This is a genomic window from Geodermatophilus sp. SYSU D00708, from assembly GCF_054050115.1.
This window is the reverse complement of sequence record NZ_JBJGYS010000040.1, coordinates 1-17,217: the sequence shown is the minus strand read 5'-3', so window position 1 is coordinate 17,217 and position 17,217 is coordinate 1. Positions and strand designations below refer to the sequence as shown.

General features: G+C 74.3%; 15 protein-coding genes. 6 read left to right on the top strand and 9 right to left on the bottom strand.

The window, feature by feature from the left end; genetic code table 11:
- Nucleotides 1-80 precede the first annotated feature (80 nt).
- Nucleotides 81-1,313 carry an epoxide hydrolase family protein gene (locus ACI79D_RS22800; protein WP_456920804.1) on the bottom strand — a complete coding sequence of 411 codons (1,233 nt, stop codon included), beginning with the start codon at nucleotides 1,311-1,313 and terminating at the stop codon, nucleotides 81-83.
- A 357-nt stretch (nucleotides 1,314-1,670) separates the two neighbouring features.
- Here ACI79D_RS22800 and ftsH point away from each other — a divergent pair, with 357 nt between their 5' ends.
- A complete protein-coding gene (gene ftsH, locus ACI79D_RS22795; protein ID WP_456920803.1) occupies nucleotides 1,671-3,743 on the top strand; it encodes an ATP-dependent zinc metalloprotease FtsH in 2,073 nt (690 codons plus the stop codon).
- 123 nt (nucleotides 3,744-3,866) lie between these two features.
- Here the strand turns inward: ftsH and ACI79D_RS22790 are convergent, their stop codons facing one another.
- Nucleotides 3,867-4,991: a heparan-alpha-glucosaminide N-acetyltransferase domain-containing protein gene (locus tag ACI79D_RS22790; RefSeq protein WP_456920802.1), complete on the bottom strand. Its 1,125-nt coding sequence runs from the start codon at nucleotides 4,989-4,991 to the stop codon at nucleotides 3,867-3,869.
- Nucleotides 4,992-5,967: 976 nt separating this feature from the next.
- Between ACI79D_RS22790 and ACI79D_RS22785 the strand changes: the two genes are divergently transcribed.
- Nucleotides 5,968-6,171: a cold-shock protein gene (locus ACI79D_RS22785; protein WP_093578422.1), complete on the top strand. Its 204-nt coding sequence runs from the start codon at nucleotides 5,968-5,970 to the stop codon at nucleotides 6,169-6,171.
- A 157-nt stretch (nucleotides 6,172-6,328) separates the two neighbouring features.
- Here the strand turns inward: ACI79D_RS22785 and ACI79D_RS22780 are convergent, their stop codons facing one another.
- On the bottom strand, nucleotides 6,329-6,523 hold the full coding sequence (locus tag ACI79D_RS22780) for a hypothetical protein (protein WP_456920801.1): 195 nt from the start codon (nucleotides 6,521-6,523) through the stop codon (nucleotides 6,329-6,331).
- Nucleotides 6,524-6,707: 184 nt separating this feature from the next.
- On the opposite strand from ACI79D_RS22780, the gene ACI79D_RS22775 reads away from it, so the two are divergent.
- Nucleotides 6,708-7,634, top strand: coding sequence for an amidohydrolase family protein (locus ACI79D_RS22775; RefSeq protein WP_456920800.1), 927 nt, complete (start codon nucleotides 6,708-6,710; stop codon nucleotides 7,632-7,634).
- A gap of 29 nt (nucleotides 7,635-7,663) precedes the next feature.
- On the opposite strand, the gene ACI79D_RS22770 is transcribed toward ACI79D_RS22775, so the two are convergent.
- Both ACI79D_RS22770 and ACI79D_RS22765 read right to left on the bottom strand, forming a co-directional pair.
- Nucleotides 7,664-7,843: a hypothetical protein gene (locus ACI79D_RS22770; protein WP_456920799.1), complete on the bottom strand. Its 180-nt coding sequence runs from the start codon at nucleotides 7,841-7,843 to the stop codon at nucleotides 7,664-7,666.
- A gap of 50 nt (nucleotides 7,844-7,893) precedes the next feature.
- Entirely contained in the window at nucleotides 7,894-9,363 is a 1,470-nt protein-coding gene (locus ACI79D_RS22765; protein ID WP_456920798.1) for an amidase, read from the bottom strand.
- Nucleotides 9,364-9,982: 619 nt separating this feature from the next.
- On the opposite strand from ACI79D_RS22765, the gene ACI79D_RS22760 reads away from it, so the two are divergent.
- Complete coding sequence (locus tag ACI79D_RS22760) at nucleotides 9,983-10,207, top strand: hypothetical protein (RefSeq protein WP_456920797.1); 225 nt, start codon at nucleotides 9,983-9,985, stop codon at nucleotides 10,205-10,207.
- Here the strand turns inward: ACI79D_RS22760 and pabB are convergent.
- From pabB to ACI79D_RS22740, 4 genes are read right to left on the bottom strand one after another with little or no spacing between them, the layout of a single operon-like run.
- The gene (gene pabB, locus ACI79D_RS22755; RefSeq protein ID WP_456920796.1) at nucleotides 10,183-12,036 is read right to left on the bottom strand and encodes an aminodeoxychorismate synthase component I; all 1,854 of its coding nucleotides are present in this window, start codon (nucleotides 12,034-12,036) and stop codon (nucleotides 10,183-10,185) included. The two genes, ACI79D_RS22760 and pabB, sit on opposite strands and share 25 nt — an antisense overlap.
- A complete protein-coding gene (locus tag ACI79D_RS22750; protein ID WP_456920794.1) occupies nucleotides 12,033-13,385 on the bottom strand; it encodes a bifunctional folylpolyglutamate synthase/dihydrofolate synthase in 1,353 nt (450 codons plus the stop codon). Before ACI79D_RS22750 ends, pabB begins: the two co-directional genes overlap by 4 nt.
- A gap of 13 nt (nucleotides 13,386-13,398) precedes the next feature.
- Nucleotides 13,399-14,247 carry a formyltetrahydrofolate deformylase gene (gene purU, locus ACI79D_RS22745; RefSeq protein WP_456920792.1) on the bottom strand — a complete coding sequence of 283 codons (849 nt, stop codon included), beginning with the start codon at nucleotides 14,245-14,247 and terminating at the stop codon, nucleotides 13,399-13,401.
- Between the two features lie 10 nt (nucleotides 14,248-14,257).
- Complete coding sequence (locus ACI79D_RS22740) at nucleotides 14,258-15,631, bottom strand: L-serine ammonia-lyase (protein WP_456920791.1); 1,374 nt, start codon at nucleotides 15,629-15,631, stop codon at nucleotides 14,258-14,260.
- Nucleotides 15,632-15,773: 142 nt separating this feature from the next.
- Between ACI79D_RS22740 and ACI79D_RS22735 the strand changes: the two genes are divergently transcribed.
- The gene (locus ACI79D_RS22735) at nucleotides 15,774-16,442 is read left to right on the top strand and encodes a GntR family transcriptional regulator (RefSeq protein WP_456920790.1); all 669 of its coding nucleotides are present in this window, start codon (nucleotides 15,774-15,776) and stop codon (nucleotides 16,440-16,442) included.
- Nucleotides 16,443-16,585: 143 nt separating this feature from the next.
- Nucleotides 16,586-17,101 (top strand): putative immunity protein, encoded by a 516-nt coding sequence (locus ACI79D_RS22730; RefSeq protein ID WP_456920789.1) that lies wholly within the window; start codon nucleotides 16,586-16,588, stop codon nucleotides 17,099-17,101.
- The last annotated feature ends 116 nt before the right edge of the window (nucleotides 17,102-17,217 follow it).

Genomic DNA, 17,217 nt, shown 5'->3' with positions numbered 1-17,217 from the left:
CCCACCGGACGGGGCAGCCGTGGCTGCCCCGCGCGGCAACGCCCCGGGACGGTCCCCGGGGCGTTCGCGGGGGTGTCAGGTCACCGGCGCGGTTCGGGAATCGACGGCTGGCGCAGCGGGCGGAACGCCGCCCGGACCTCGGTGGCGAACAGCTCGGGTTCCTCCCAGGCGGCGAAGTGCCCGCCGCGCTCGACCTCGTTGAAGTAGCTGAGGGCGGGGTAGGACCTCTCGACCCAGCTGCGCGGAGCCCGCCAGATCTCGCCGGGGAACGTGGTGAAGCCGGTCGGTATCGAGACCTCCGGAGGGACCTGGCCGGCGGCGGCCGCGGCCGCGGGAGCGTCGGCGCCGTAGCTCTCCCAGTACGACCGGGCCGCGGACGCCCCGGTACCGGTCAGCCAGTACAGGGTGACGTTGTCCAGGACGTGGTCCCGGGTGAGGTTGCCGGCGGGCTGCCCGTCGACGAAGGCGCGGGAGATCTTGTAGTACGCGTCGGTGTCGTGGTCGATCATCCAGGCGGCCAGTGCCACGGGGCTGTCGAGCAGGGCGTAGCCGATCGTCTGCGGCCGGGTGGCCTGCTCCTGGAAGTAGGCGCTCCCGGTGCGCTGGAAGGTGGCGACCGCGTCGGCCGCCGCGCGCTCCTGCTCGGTGTCGGTCGGCTGGGGGCCGGCCAGCGCCGTCACCAGCAGGTTGAGGTGGATGCCCAGCAGCCCCTCGGGCGCCTGGCGGCCCATCGCGTCGGTGACGCCGGCGCCGACGTCGCCGCCCTGGGCGACGTAGCCCTCGTAGCCGAGGCGGCGCATCAGCTCCGCCCAGGCCCGCCCGACCCGGCCGACGTCCCAGCCGAGCTCGGTCGGTTCGGCGGAGAAGCCGTAGCCGGGCAGCGACGGCAACACCAGGTCGAAGGCGTCCTCGGCGGACCCGCCGTGCGCGGGCGGGTCGGTCAGCGGGCCGATCGAGTCCAGCAGCTCGACCACCGACCCCGGCCAGCCGTGCGTCATGACCAGCGGCAGCGCGTCGGGGTGCGGCGACCGGACGTGGAGGAAGTGGACGTCGACGCCGTCGATCTCGGTGAGGAACTGCGGCAGCGCGTTGAGCCGCGCCGCGACCCGGCCCATGTCGTACTCGTCGGCCCAGTAGCGGCACAGCTCCTGCACCGTCGCCAGCTGCACGCCCTGCGACCGGTCGTCGACCAGCTCCCGGCTCGGCCAGCGGGTCGCGGCCAGGCGGCGGCGCAGGTCGGCGAGCGCCTCGTCCGGGACGTCGACCCGGAACGGACGGATGGCGCTGCGGGCCTGCTGCTCGACTGCGGTCATGGCGTGTTCCCTCGGGATCGGCTGCGAGGAAGTCGCCGAGATCGGGAGGTGCGTGCCGACGCAGACCCGGCACGGTCGGCGCTTCCGGGACGCGAGCCACCCTGGCCCGCGCTGTGAGGGCGGCACAGGGTCCAAGAGCCTCGTCGGGCCTGTCGGGACACCCGGTGACGGCTCGGATCCGGATGGCCGGGCCGACCGCCGGCCCCGGGTGGTCGGTGCGGAGCCCGGTCACGGCAGTGGGCTCCGCCGGGCAGGGGTGACACCGCCGCCGGACCGTCGGATCATGGGCGGGCCACTCGCGACACGGGGCGGACCGCAGGCGGTGGCGAGGGTCGACCGCGTCGAGGAGACGGTGTCATGGCGACCGACCGACAGCCCCCCACCGGCGGCCACCGCACGGGCGGGTTCCTCCAGCGGTGGCGCGGCCGGTCCGGCCAGGAGCCCGAGCGCCCAGGACCGTGGCGGGTGGAGGGCATGCCCGGCGACGCGTCGCCGACGCCGGGCCGGCGGCCGCGCCGCAGCGGGGGCGTCTGGTGGCTGGTGGCCGCCTTCCTGGTGGTCAACTGGGTGGTCATGTCGGTGGTGACGGGGCCACCGGAGCGGACCGACGTGTCCTACACGTTCTTCACCCAGCAACTGGACGCCGGCAACGTCCAGACCGTCACGTCGACGGAGGACACCATCCAGGGCGAGTTCGCCAAGGAGGTGTCCTACCCGCCGGGGTCGAAGGACTCCGCCGAGGTCGATCTCTTCACCACCCAGCGGCCGTCGTTCGCGACCGACGACCTGCTCGGGACGCTGGAGGCGAAGGGGGTCACGGTCAACGCCAACCCACCGGACGCCGCCGCTCCGCTGTGGCAACGGCTGCTCCTCGGGTTCGCCCCGACCCTGCTGCTGGTCGGCCTGCTGCTGTGGATCGCCCGGCGCAGCGCCTCGGGCGCGGGCGCGCTGGGCGCCTTCGGCCGGTCCCGGGCCACCCGCTACCAGCCCGACGCCGGACCGCGGACGACGTTCGCCGACGTGGCCGGCGTCGACGAGGTCGAGCACGAGGTCCGGGAGGTCGTCGACTTCCTCCGCGACCCCGGGCGCTACACCCGGCTGGGGGCGCGCATCCCGCGCGGCGTGCTGCTGTCCGGCCCGCCCGGCACCGGCAAGACGCTGCTGGCCCGGGCGGTGGCCGGGGAGGCGGGGGTGCCGTTCTTCTCCATCTCGGCGTCGGAGTTCATCGAGGCGATCGTGGGCGTCGGCGCCAGCCGGGTCCGCGACCTGTTCGACCAGGCCAAGCAGGTGGCGCCGTCGATCGTCTTCATCGACGAGCTGGACGCCATCGGCCGGGCGCGCGGCGGCTCCTTCGCGGCGGGCGGCGTCGACGAGCGGGAGCAGACGCTCAACCAGATCCTCACCGAGATGGACGGCTTCGAGGGCAACGAGGGCGTCGTCGTGCTGGCCGCCACCAACCGCCCGGAGATCCTCGACCCGGCGCTGCTGCGGCCCGGGCGCTTCGACCGCCGGGTGAGCGTCAGCCCGCCGGACCTGGCCGGGCGGCTGGCCATCCTGCGGGTGCACACCCGGCACGTGCCGCTGGCGCCGGAGGTGGACCTGGCCGCCGTGGCCGCCGCGACACCGGGCCTGGTGGGGGCCGACCTCGCCAACGTGGTCAACGAGGCGGCGCTGGCGGCCGCCGAGCACCGGCACGAGCGGGTCACCGGCACCGACTTCGGCGAGGCACTGGAGAAGACCCTGCTCGGCAGCGTGCGCGGCATCGTGCTCTCCCCCGAGGAGAAGCTGAGCACCGCCTACCACGAGTCCGGGCACGCCCTGCTCGGCATGCTGACCCCCGGGGCCGACCCGGTCCGCCGGGTGACGATCATCCCGCGGGGGCAGGCGCTCGGGGTGACCGTGCAGACCCCGCCGGTGGACCGCTACGGCTACACCCAGCGGTACCTGCGGGGCCGGATCGTCGGGGCCCTCGGCGGCCGCGCCGCCGAGCAGATCGTCTACGGCGAGGTGACCACCGGCGCCGAGAGCGACCTGGCGCAGGCCACCGCGCTGGCCCGGCAGATGGTCGGCCGCTGGGGCATGTCGGCCGCGATCGGGCCGGTCAGCGTCCTCCCGCCACCGGGGCAGGAGCAGCCCTTCGGCCTGGACGGCGTGGCGCCGAGCACCCGGGCGCTGGTGGACGAGGAGGTCCGGCGGCTGGCCGAGGACTGCTTCCGGGAGGCGGTCGAGACGCTGCGGGGCAACCGGGAGCGGCTCGACCGGCTGGCCCACACGCTGCTGGAGCGGGAGACCCTGGGCGAGGACGAGGCCTACGCGGCCGCCGGCGTGACCCGCGAGAGCGCGCCGGCCGCCGTCGCGCGCGGCGAGGTCCCCGGGGCCGGGCGCGCGCCCGGTCTCCCGCCGACGGGCACCACGGCCGGGGTGCCGTGACCCGGTGTCCCCGGTGGGCGCGGCTCCCGCCGGTGGAGCCCACCCGGGCTGCAGGTGCTCGAGAGTGCGCCGGGCTCAGGCGGCGTCCGGGCCGCCGCCGGTCTCCGTCCTCCCGGCGGACAGCTACCGCCCCGCCGCGCGCCGGGAGCTCCAGGTCAGCAGGCGTTCCAGCGGCCCCCTGCCGAGGACCAGCCGCCAGACCGTGGCCGCGGCCATGGTGACCAGGATGTAGAGCAGCCACGGCCCGTTGGTGTCGTAGTCGAGGGTGCCGGTGAGCCACACGGCGACGATGCCGCCGGCGTACGCGGTGAGCGCCATCGACCCGACGGCCGCCAGCGGGAACACGACCCTGGGCAGGCGGTCGGCGAGCAGGAGGCACACGGCGATGACGACGAGCGCGACACCGACCGAACCGGCGAGCTCGAAGGTGGTGCCGCTGTGCGGCGCCGCGCCGGTCAGCCAGACCGGGTCCCACATGTCGGGTCGCTCGGAGAAGCCGTCCGGACCCTCCACCGGCCGGCCACCCGCCCACCACTGGGTGGTCAGCCAACCGCCGCCGTAGCCGAGGAAGGCCAGCGAGGCGCCTGCGGCACCGAGCCACAGCCGCACCCGCGTCGAGGTGAGGTCGCAGCGCCCCACGGCGAGCCCGACGAGGATGAAGGTCCACCAGATCAGGGCCGGGTAGGCGCCGGTCACCGCCAGCGCGGAGAACGGGGTGTCGTAGGCGCCGTTGTCCTCGGCGAACTGCGCGAGGAGCAGGTCGGCCGGCGGGGTCACCACGGCGAGCACCCCGGCCGCGACGAGCAGCCGCCGCGGCGGCCACCGCAGGAACGGCAGGGCGAGGACGAACAGGAGTGCGTACACGCCGAGGATGACGTCGATCTCGGTGCCGAGCGCCTCGAGGACGCCGCCGATGACGAACAGCCAGGCCGCCCGGATCAGGATCCGGATCCGGGCACGGACCAGCTCGTCGCCGGTCACCGGTTCGGTGCGCCCGGACAGCAGCGCCATCGAGACCCCGGCGAGGACGGCGAACAGGATCGACGACCGCCCGTTGACCACGCCGAGCCATCCCCAGGGCGTCGTCCGCACGTCACCGGGCACGGCTCCGACGTGGGCACCCAGCATCCCGAACACCGCGAGCGCGCGGGCGACGTCGAGCCCGGCGATCCGGCCGAACCGGGCCGTGGCGCCGCCGGGCGTCGGCGACGGTCTGGTCGTGCAGTCGGGGCCGACGGCAGGACTCATGGCTCGCACGCTAAGCGGAACCGCTTCGGATCGTAACCCCGCCCCACGATGCTTTGCCAACTGCTTGCCAAGCCCACAGGCGACTGCCAGCTCGCCCCGTCCGGGAGCGCTGTGCTCAGGGCGCCGGGGCCGCGCGGATCTCCGCGGTCGCCCGCTCGATCTCGCGGCGTAGCTCACGGCGACGCCCGGCGGCCTCGTGCCGACGGCGATCCTCGGCGGTCCGCGGCCGCCACGGAGGGACCTCCACCGGGCGCCCGTCCGGCCCGATCGCCACCAGCGTGAAGCAGCAGCTGTTGGTGTGCGCACCGCCCTCTGTTCGCCGATCCGAAGGCGCTGGCCGCCGTGGAGCGCGCCCTCGCCGACCTCGGCCGGCGCCGGCAGCGGGGCCTGGGCGACGCGGAGCCCGGCGGGGGGCCTGATCGTCGGACGCGCCGAGGGGCCGCGGTCGGCGTGGCGGCGCCCGGCGAGGCGTAGGTTCGCCTCGGACAGAGGAGATCCCATCACGACACACCGTGGACTGTGCGCCGACGCTCATCTCGGGTGCCCCTGCCGAGGGGACGCGAGCATCCACGAGGAGCGGGCCCGCGAGATCACCGAGGCTCGCGCCCGTTCCGGTGAGCCCGTCGACTGCCCGGAGTGCGGCTCCCCCACGACACCGCTGGCCCTCGTCACGTGGGGCAACTGCCGGGCGTGCCGCACGGCGCAGTCGCGGGTGGTCGATCCGCTCCGCTGGTGACCGGCGTCGCCGCCGGCCGCGATCCAGCGTCGGCCCTCGGGTGAGGGCCGCCTCACAGAGGGGCCCCAGATCCGTCATCGGGCCCGTACAGTGGGCTCCGGTCGCTGTTGTGCCTCTGCTTCGTTCTCGAACGTCCGCAGTCGTCTCTGCCTGACGTTCCTCTCGGTCCTGCCGGTCGGTGCGGCGACCCAGGACCGGCACCGGTCGGTCCTGACGCGACAGCACGGAGAGAGAAGCGACATGACCCAGGGCACTGTGAAGTGGTTCAACGCGGAGAAGGGCTTCGGCTTCATCGAGCAGGACGGCGGCGGCCCCGACGTCTTCTGCCACTTCTCGGCGATCACCGGGAGCGGCTACCGCTCGCTGGACGAGGCGCAGCGCGTCGAGTTCGACGTCACCCAGGGCCAGAAGGGCCCGCAGGCGGAGAACGTCCGCGCGATCTGAGCACCGAGAGAGGGGCACGGCGACGACTCGCCGTGCCCCTCTCTCGTGCGCGGGTGCCGGCGGCTCCGGCCGCACGCCACCGCCCCGCGTCTGCGGAGGGGGTCAGCCGGCCGGTCCTACCGAGGGTGCATGACGCACCCGGCACCCCGCCGGGAGGTCACCCCGCCCACCGAGCAGCCGGTGCCCGAGCGTGCGCGCCCCCGGCCTCGAGGCAGCGCTCCTCGGCCCGCGCGGTCGCCCGGCGTCGCACCGCGTCGTCCTCCTTCGCGACCAGCGCGCCGCCGGCCGCGCCCACCGCCAGGCCGGCCGCCCCGGCTCCGGCGCCGAGCAGGAAGCCTCGTCTCGTGGTCATGGACGAGGTCCTGGACCTGGCGCCGGGCCCGGGGAAGCCATCCGCGCCCGAGCGGCTCAGACGCGGTGGCGGCCAGGATGTGTCGTGACAACGCCGCTCCCGCCTGCGCGGGTGCGGCACTCGGGTGTCGTCGCCGAGCGCGCGTCACCGAGCGGAACGACCCCCGACGGAGCAGGAGCCCACGGTGACCACCGAGCACACGTCCGCCGGCGCTGCCGAGCTGGTCGACAGCCACCACCACATCTGGCGCGCGGCCGACCTGCCCTGGCTCAGCGGCGAGCCGGTACCGCGCATCTTCGGCCCCTACGAGCCCATCCGGCGCGACTACCTGGCCGAGGAGTACGTCGCCGAGGCCACCGCGGTCGGCATCACCTCGTCGGTCTACGTGCAGGCCAACTGGCCTCTGGAGCGGTCGCTCGACGAGATCCGGTGGCTGGCCGACGTCCACGCCGCGACCGGCTGGCCGATGGCGTTCGTCGGCTCGGCGGACCTGTTCGACCCGGGTGCGGTGGAGGTGATGCGCCGGCAGGCGGCGCTCACTCCCCTGGTCCGGGGCACCCGGCTGCAGCTGCACTGGCACGAGCGCCCGGAGTACCGGTTCGCCTCGGCTCCCGACCGCGTGAGCGATCCCGTGTTCCGCCGGAGCATCGCCGCGCTGGCCGACCTCGGGTGGCTGTTCGAGCTGCAGGTGTTCAGCCCCCAGATGGCCCTGGCCGCGCAACTGGTCGCCGACTTCCCCGAGACCACGTTCGTCCTGGTGCACGCCGGGATGCTGGAGGACACCGACCCGGCGACCGTCGACGCCTGGCGCCGGGGCATGGCACTCCTCGCCGAGCAGCCCAACGTGGTGGTCAAGCTCACCGGCCAGGGCACCTTCGTCCACCGCGTCGACCAGGGCCTCATCGACCTCGTCACCGGCACCTGCCTGCAGCTGTTCGGCGCGCATCGGTGCATGTGGGGCAGCAACTTCCCGATCGAGAAGATCTGGACCGAGCTGCCGCCCCTGGTCGCCGCCTGGCGACGGGCCCTCGCCGACCAGCCGGCCGACGTCCAGGACGACGTCTTCGCCGGCACGGCCCGCCGGGTGTACTCGTTGGCCCCGGCTCGCTGACCCGGGAACGTCGCTGAACGGGTCCGGGGTCAGACGATGCGCATCTGCAGGTGCACGTCCTGCGGGGCGGTGTGGGTCATCGCGATGACCAGATCGACGGCCATCTCCTCGAGGTCGTCGACGCTGTCGGCCTGAGTGGTGCCGACACCGGGGACGTCGATCACCCAGTGGTCACCCTCGCAGACCGCCGTCGCGGTGAAGTCGGCCATCCGTCCTCCCGGGTCAGCTCGCCGGCGTGGAGACGTACCGCCTCCGTGGATCACAGCCCCATGTCGGCCAACATCGCCGGCCACCTGTCCTTCCAGGGAGCGGCGGCCTCGAACGCCGCTGCGGCACGCATCACGGCGGGGTCGTCGAGATGGCGTCCGATGATCTGCAGGCCCACAGGGAGGCCGTCCTCGGTCCAGCCGGCGGGCACGGTGGCCGCCGGCTGCCCGGTGAAGTTGAGGGGATAGGTGAAGTGGAGCCACTCGAAGGGTTCCACCTCTCGCCCGTCGATGACGGTCGGTCCCTGGATACCCACCTCGAAGGGCGGGACGGCGAGGGTGGGAGTGAGGAGCAGGTCGAAGTCGCGCATGAGCCGCCACATCGTGTTGGTGACCGCCTTGCGCACCATCAGGGCGTCGGTGAACTCCTCCGCCGTCCACCGGCGTCGCAGGAAGTCGACCACGTGAGGGGTCATGTTCTCCTCGCCGAGCCGGTCCAGTTCCCGGCGCAGGCTGGTCAGGTCGGTCTCGTTGGCGACGATGGCCCAGAACGCCTCGTACGGGTGCGGCCACCCGGGAGCGACCTCCTCCACGACGCACCCGAGGTCCTGCTCGAAGACCCGGACGGCGTTCCCGACGATGCGGCGCACCGCCGGATCGACAGCGGCGTAGCCCCAGTCGGGGCTGTAGGCCACTCGCCGGCCTCGGAGGTCGCCGTGCAGCACCTCCATCCAGTCGAACTCGGGGCCGGGCAGGGAGAACCGGTCGCGGTCGTCGGGGCCCGAGATGACCGAGAGCACGAGGGCGGCGTCGGCGACGGTTCGGCTCATGGGGCCGATGTGTTCCAGGGACTCCCAGCTGGACACCCCGGGGTAGCGCTCGTCCTTGGTCCCCGGGTACAGCGGGACGCGACCCATGGACGCCTTCATGCCGAACAGCCCGCAGAAGCTGCTGGGGATCCGGATCGATCCACCGCCGTCGCTGCCGATGGCGATCGGGCCCATGCCGGTGGCCACGGCCGCGCCCGACCCGGCGCTGGACCCGCCGGAGGTCTTCGTGGTGTCCCAGGGGTTGCGCGTGGCCGGGAAGACCGGGTTGTGCCCGACCCCGCTGTAGCCGAACTCGGGGACGTTGGTCTTGCCGATCACGATGGCGTCGGCGTTCTTCAGTCGCTCCACGACGACGTCGTCCTCGTCGGGGACGAAGTCGGCGTAGAGACGGGACCCGGAGACGGTCCGCAGCCCCTTGGTGCAGACGAGGTCCTTGATGCCGACCGGCACGCCCGCCAGCACCCCGAGGTCCTCGCCGCTCAGCAGGGCCTTCTCGACCCGCTGCGCATCGGCGCGGGCCTGCTCGGGCGCGGGGGTGCAGAAGGCGTGCAGGGTCGGTTCCAGGCGGTCCATCCGGTCCAGGACGGCGTCGACCACCTCGGTCGGCGAGATCCGCCTGCCGCGGATCTCGCGCGCCACGGTGACCGCATCCATGCGACAGATGTCCTGCGCCGTCGTCTGCTCAGCCGTCACTGGCCTCGCTCCTCTCCGGGGCGTCCTCGTCGACCTCGGGCACGGACCTGTGATCCCGCCCGGGCCTGATCGCCGGGACGGCGGGTCGCGGCGGTGACCACGGCGTGGACCAGCGCTGCGCACACCTGCGCCGGCTTCGGCGGGATCATCGCCGCACTGCTGGGCTTCCCGCGTGGAGTCCTGGCGATCGTCCTCCGCCGACGTGCTCCACGTCCGCCTGAGACACGGCCCACCTCCGAGCCACCGAGGTGGGCGGACGCTAGTCCTGCGGCATTCACGGGGTCAAGGAAGCCGGGTTCGGTCAGCGGGCCGCGCGGCACCGGTCGAGCTCCACACCGTGGAGGGCCCGTCGACCACCCCCCGTGGGATGGGGTGGACCCCCGCTCGAGAACGGGGGCGGAGGACGACGTTGCCGGGGGGTGGCTCGATGTCGCGACGGTCCCCGCGCGCCGATCCTCGTATCGGGAGGACGGAACCGAACAGCGGCCCCGCCTCCCGGACGAAGAACTCGACCTCCGCGACCGCACCCCGGTGGCCCTGGCCCGGCTGGCCGGCTGAGAGACGTCAGCCAGCCGGATGACCCGGTGACCGGCACGGTCCAGATCCCGAGGAGCCCCCCGTGACCACCCTCAGCGCGCACCAGTCGATCACCGACAGCCTCTCCGCCATCACCGGGCTGTTCGACGACCTGCAGTCCGACTTCGCGCAGGCCTGCACGGAGTACGCCGAGGCCCGCCGGCACCAGCAGGCCAAGGACACGCCGGCGCACCGCGACGCCGTCCTCGAGAGCCGCGCCCGGGTCGACGCGATCCTCGACGTCTACCTGGAGACGGCGCGCCGCTGACCCGACAGCGATCCTGGCGGCCGCTGGGGAACGGGGAGCGCGGGGCGATCCCGGGCGACGGGGACGGCCGGTTGTTGCCGGTCCCGCAGCTCGGCGGCACGCCACCCCCGCAGCGAACTGAGCACGGCCACCCCCTCCGCCCGATCGAGGTCGGCGACGCGGAGCACCCGCTCGCGCAGCACCCCGAGGTCGAGCAGCCGCCCCCGCTCGACACCCGGGAGGCACCCGGAGTCCAGGGGCGGCGTCCACCACGACCCGTCGAGCTCCACCGCGAGGGAGGCCCGGGTGGTCTCGGTGAGTTCTCCTCGCGTGTTGACCATGACCACGTCGTCGACGTCGGGCCGCCGGTTCCGGCGCCGGTCGTACGGCCCCCGCGAGCTCGTCTTGTGGCGGAGCCAGGTCTCCCCGGGATCGACCGGCTCGTCGTCGAGCGCGAGCAGCACCGGGCCGGCAGCGGGTGGAGGGAGCGCCGCCACGTCGACGGCGAGACCCCCGTCGCGGCGCAGCCGCAGGCGGACGCGCGCCGCCGGCTCCCCGGCCAGCCGCGCGTCCAGCACGCGCCGCGCCGCTGACGGGTCGAACCGGAAACCCAGGTGCTCGGCCGAGGCCGCCAGCCGCTGCAGGTGCCGGTCCTGGTTGCGCAGGCCGCGCGGAGGGTCGTGCCGCATCGTCTCCAGCAGCTCGAACTCCCGGGGCCGGGCGGCCAGGACGGCGGCCTTGGCGAGGACCTCGGCGTGCTCGGCCGACTCGTCCGACCCCCAGGTGATGCCGCTCCCGGTGCCGTACACGGCCTGTCCCGAGGACGTGTCGACCACCGCGGTGCGGATGGCCACGCTGAAGCGGGCCCGCACCGGCGCGTCCGGTGGGCCGACCAGGCCGATGGCCCCGCAGTAGACGCCGCGGGGGTCCGGTTCCTGGACCCGGATGATCTCCATCGAGCTCGCCTTCGGGGCCCCGGTGACCGAGCCGCAGGGGAACAGCGCCCGGAACAGCTCGACCAGGCCGGTCCCGGGGCGGAGGCGGGCGGTGACGTCGGAGGTCAGCTGGAGCACGGTCTCGTAGCGCTCGACGGTGAACAGCGCGGGCACGTCGACGCTGCCGATCTCCGCGACCCGGCCCACGTCGTTGCGCATCAAGTCGACGATCATGACGTTCTCCGCCCGCTCCTTGGGGCTGGAACGGAGCCGGTCGGCCAGCCGCCGGTCCTCGTCCCGGTCCCGCCCCCGCCGCGCCGTCCCCTTCATCGGGCGGAGCAGCACGTCGTCGCCGCGGCGCTCGAAGAACAACTCGGGGCTGGCGCTGGCCACGACGAAGCGGCCGAGGTCGAGGTGGGCGTTGTAGGCCCCGCGCTGGCCCAGTGCCAGGTCCCGGTACAGCCCGGCGGGGTCCCCGGCCACGCGGCCGGACAGCCGCACGGTCAGGTTGCACTGGAAGGTGTCCCCGGCGGCGATCCGGTCCCGGACCTCCTGGACGCCGCGGGCGTGCCCGGCCGGTGTCCACGTCGGTCGCCAGTGGGCCGCCGCGGCCGGGCCGGCCGCCTCCAGCGGGGGCACGGGCACCGGCTCGTCGCAGAGCCCGAACCACGCCAGCGGCTCGCCCAGGGGGGTGGCCGCGTGCACGGCCAGCCGCGGGTCCAGCCCCGCAGCGGCCTCGTAGGCGAGGTACCCGAACGCCCACGAGCCGGCGTCGGTGGCCCGCTCGACCTCGGTCAGGACGTCGAGGACCTCGTCGGGCCGCTCGGCGACCAGCACCCGGTGCGGCGGCGGGCAGCGGACGGCGGTCCCGGCGCGGAGGTCGTCGAACCGGGCCCACGGCGCCCCCGGCCTCACGGTGCCGTCGTCCCCGGGTGCACCGCGGCGAGCAGGGAGAACGAGCCGCTGACCACGACCGGCAGCCCGGGACCGGCGCGCTCCGCGGCACGGGCCACCGCGCACAGGGGGTCCTCCTCCACCACGGCCCCGACCCCGCACTCCCCGGCGGCCCTCGCGATCTGCTCGGCGGCGATGGACGTGCCGGCCGGGTGGTCGCCGTCCCCGGTGCTGAACTGCGTGGCGACCACCAGCGATGCCGCGGGGGCGACGACCTGCAGGACGGCGCGGAGGTCCTTGTCCTGCTTGAGGGCGAGCACCCACGGGGACCGGGCGCCCGGGTACACCTCCCGGAGGGTCCCGACCAGCGCCGCGAGCTTCATCGGGTTGTGCGCCCCGTCGAGGACCGCGGGGCGGTTCCCGATCGCCCGGCGCTCGAACCGGCCCGGCAGCGTGGCGCTCCGCAACCCCTCCCACACGGCGTCCGCGTCGAGCGCCCACCCGTCGCGCGCGGCCAGCGCCTCGACGGCCCGCAGCGCGAGGTGGGCGTTGCCGGCCTGGTGCCGCCCGGTGAGCCCGAGGGACAGGGGTGGCTGGCCCCGCAGGCGCAGTTCGGTGCCGCCCACCCCGGTCCAGGCCCGCACCGCCGGCGGGCCCGGGTCCACCCACCGGAGAGCGCAGCCGCGGCGGGCCGCCTCGGCGGCGAGCACGTCCTCCACCTCGGGGCTGCCCTGGCGAACCGCGACCGCGCGCCCGCCGCAGGGCAGGATGCCGGCCTTCTGCGCCGCGATCTCCCCCAGCGTGGTCCCCAGCAGGTCCTGGTGGTCCAGGCCGATCGGGGTGATCACCGCGAGCTTGTCCGCCCGGGCGATGGTGTTGGTGGAGTCCAGCAGTCCCCCGACCCCGGTCTCGACGACCCCGTAGTCGACCCGATCGGCGAACAGGCCGAAGGCGACGGCGTTGGTGACCTCGAAGAACGACGGCCGGCCGTGCCCGGCACGCTCCACCGCCTCGACGGCCGGCCGGACCCGGTCCAGCTCCGCGTCGACGAGCTCGGCGGCAGCCGGCGCCCCGTCCAGCTGGAACCGCTCGAGCAGGCTGTACACGTGGGGTGAGACGTGGGCGCCGACCCGGAACCCGTGTGCCTGGAGCAGGCTCGCCACGACGGTGCTCACCGACCCCTTGCCGGCGGTCCCGGCGACGTGCACGGCGCGGAAGCGGTCCTGCGGGTCCCCCAGCGCCCCGAACAGCGCGCGGGCGCGGGCCAGGCCCGCGCCGGCCGGACCCCGCTGCGGCCCGAGCTCCTCCAGCAGGTACCGGAGGACCCGGTCGAGCGCTGCCGGGGACGGCGGAGCCGCGACGGGTGCCATCAGACCGGCCGGGTCAACGGAAGACGACGGTGCTGTGGCCGTTGAGCAGCACCCGCCGCTCGCCGTGCCACCGGACGGCCCGCGACAGGGCCAGCGCCTCGGCGTCCTGGCCGACGGTGGCCAGCGCGCGCGGGTCGTAGGTGTGGTCGATGCGGATGACCTCCTGCTCGATGATCGGGCCCTCGTCCAGGTCCGGGGTGACGTAGTGGGCGGTCGCGCCGACCAGCTTCACGCCGCGGTCGAAGGCCTGGTGGTAGGGCTTGGCGCCCTTGAAGCCCGGCAGGAACGAGTGGTGGATGTTGATCGCCCGGCCGTGCAGGGCGGCGCAGGTCTCGTCGGAGAGCACCTGCATGTACCGGGCGAGCACGACGAGGTCGGCGCGGTGCTCGTCGACCAGCTCGAGCAGGCGCACCTCGGCCTGCCGCTTGGTCGCCGGCGTCACGGGCAGGTGGTGGAACGGCAGCCCGGCCGCCTCCGCCATCGGGCGCAGGTCCTCGTGGTTGGAGACCACGGCGACGAGGTCGGCGCCGAGGCTGCCGGCGCGCCAGCGGAAGACGAGGTCGTTGAGGCAGTGGCCGAGCTTGGAGACCATGACGAGCACGCGCTGCGGCTGGTCACCCGTGACGGAGTAGCTCATGCCGAACTCGTCGGCCACCGTCTGGAAGTCCTCCGACAGGCGGCCGGCGTCGGTGTCCTGCGAGCAGACGAACGCCGTCCGCAGGAACAGCTGACCGCGGACGGCGTCGTCGAACTGCTGGTGCTCGACGATGTCGCAGCCGTGCTCGAACAGGAACGAGCTGACCGCGTGCACGATCCCCGGACGCTCCTGGCAGCTCAGCGTGAGGGTGAAGGGGTGGGACACGGGTGCCTCCTCAGCACTCGACGATGTTGAGCGCCAGCCCGCCACGGGCGGTCTCCTTGTACTTGTCCTTCATGTCCGCGCCGGTCTCGCGCATGGTCTTGATCGCCTTGTCCAGCGGGACGTGGTGCCGGCCGTCCCCGCGCACGGCCATGCGCGCCGCGGTGATGGCCTTGACCGAGCCGACGGCGTTGCGCTCGATGCACGGGATCTGCACCAGCCCGCCGACGGGGTCGCAGGTGAGCCCGAGGTTGTGCTCGATGCCGATCTCGGCGGCGTTCTCCACCTGCTCCGGGGTCCCGCCCAGGACCTCGGCGAGCCCGGCGGCCGCCATCGAGCAGGCCGAACCGACCTCGCCCTGGCAGCCCACCTCCGCGCCGGAGATGGAGGCGTTCTCCTTGAACAGCAGCCCGATCGCCGCGGCGGTGAGCAGGAACCGCACGACGCCGTCCTCGCCGTAGGAGTCGACGAAGTCGCGGTAGTAGTGCAGGACCGCGGGCACGATCCCGGCGGCGCCGTTGGTCGGCGCGGTGACCACCCGCCCCCCGGCGGCGTTCTCCTCGTTCACCGCCAGGGCGTAGAGGGTCACCCACTCCATCGCGCGCAGCGGGTCGGCCTCGTCGCGGGCGGCCTCGAGCTGGTCCCGCAGCGCGGCCGCGCGCCGCCGCACCTTGAGGCCGCCGGGCAGGACGCCGGTGGTCCGCGTGCCACGCTCCACGCACTCCTGCATGACCGCCCAGATCTGCAGCAGACCGGCGCGGACCTCCGCCTCGCTGCGCCAGGCCAGCTCGTTGGCCAGCATCACGTCGCTGATCCGCAGCCCGGTCTCCCGGGTGCGCGCCAGCAGCTCCTCGCCGGTGCGGAAGGGGTACCGCACCGGCGTGCTGTCCTCGACGACGACCGGGTTGCCGGCCTCGTCCTCGTCGAGGACGAACCCGCCGCCCACCGAGTAGTACTCGCGGCGGCACAGCTCCACCCCGTCGGCGTCGACGGCCGAGAAGAGCATCCCGTTGCTGTGGAACTCCAGCCGCTTCCGCCGGTGCAGCACGACGTCGTCGTCCACCGAGAAGGCGATCGGGTGCTCGCCGGCCAGCCGGAGCTTGCCCTCGCGGCGGATCGTCTCGACCCGCGGCTCGGCCGCGACGGGGTCGACGAGGTCGGGCCGCTCCCCCTCCAGGCCGAGGACGACGGCCTTCACGCTGCCGTGGCCGTGCCCGGTGGCGCCGAGCGACCCGAACAGCTCGCACCGGACGCCGGCCACCTGTCCGAGCAGCTCCTCCTCGGACAGGCGCGAGGCGAAGATGCAGGCCGCCCGCATGGGGCCGACCGTGTGGGAGCTGGACGGCCCGATACCGACCTTGAACAGGTCGAAGGCGCTGATCGTCACCCGGTGCCTCCCTCTCCCCGCGGGTCTGTGGACGCCAACCGTGAGAACAGGTACACAGTTGGTATATCAGATGTACTGTGAAGGTATGTCGATCCCCCTGAAGAGGCAAGGCCCTCCGGCCATCAACCTCTACGATCTGCTCGTGACCCTCGCACCGCTGGAGCTCGACCCGTCCGCCGCCACGTCGCTGGCGGACAAGGCCTACGTGGCGATCCGGGACCGACTGATCATGCTGGCCATCCGTCCGGGTGACCCGATCGACGACGACGAGCTGGCCAAGGACCTCGGCGTGGGCCGCACCCCCGTCCGCGAGGCGCTCAAGCGACTCGAGGGCGACCGGCTGGTCGTCTCCTATCCACGGCGCGGGACGTTCGCGACCGGCATGGACATCTCCGACCTGGCGCACATCTCCGAGATCCGCGCCCAGCTCGAACCGCTGGCCGCCCGTCGTGCCGCGGAGCGGGCCTCTCGCGTGGGCCACGCCGAGCTCGACGAGCTGGCCACGGGCATCGAGGAGCTCGACGTCACCGGGATCGACCGCACCGAGCTGATGCGCTGGGACCTCGCGGTGCACCGGGCCATCTACCGGGCCTCGGGGAACCCGCACCTCGAGGACGTCCTCATCCGCTACGACAACCTGGCCACGCGGATCTTCTGCCTGTTCCTCGACCGGCTGCCGACGGTGGACGAGCACGTCGGCGAGCACGTGGAGCTGCTGCGGGCGATCGCCGCCGGTGACGCCGACCGGGCCGACGACCTCGCCCGTGAGCACGTCCTCGGCTTCGAGCGGGCGATCCGCGCGGTCATCTGACGAAGGACCCCGTCCGCCCCACCCCTCGCATGCCCGGGACGGGGCCGCGAAGGCACCAGCCGTCGCACCGCCGGGACCTCCGATCGGGCGCTCTGCAGGCCGCGGGAGGTCGACGACCGCGCCCAGCCTGAGAGGGTGTCGCGGTGATCCTCCCGAAGGAGCGCGACCCCCGCTTCGTGACGATCCGCCGCGGGGGGACCCTCACCGACCCCGATCACCAGCTCCTGGCCCGGTGGGCGGCCTCGTGCGCCGAGCACGTCCTCGACCTGTTCGAGTCGGCCCGTCCCGGCGACCCGCGACCGCGTCAGGCGATCGAACACGCCCGCGCCTGGGCGCGGGGCGAGATCACGATGTCCCGGGCCCGCACCGCGGGCGGCCACGCGATGGGCGCGGCCAGAGACCTGCGTGGAGCAGCGCGCCATGCCGCGTACGCCGCCGGCCAGGCGGCAGTCGTCGCGCACGTCGCCGCCCACGAACTCGGCGCGGCCGCCTACGCGATCAAGGCCGCACGTGCTGCCGCGCCGGACGGCGAGGCGGAGAGCGCCGGGCGACGCGAGTGCCGGTGGCAGCGCGACCAGCTCCCGGAGGCCATCCGCGAGCTCGTGCTCGACGACCAGCGGTTGCGGAACGACATCTGCTGGTCGGTGTTCGACTGCTGACGCGCGGTCGGGGGGGGGGGGGGGGGGGGGGGGGGGGGGGGGGGGGGGGGGGGGGGGGGGGGGGGGGGGGGGGGGGGGGGGGGGGGGGCGGGGGGGGGGCGGGCGGCCCGCCCGCC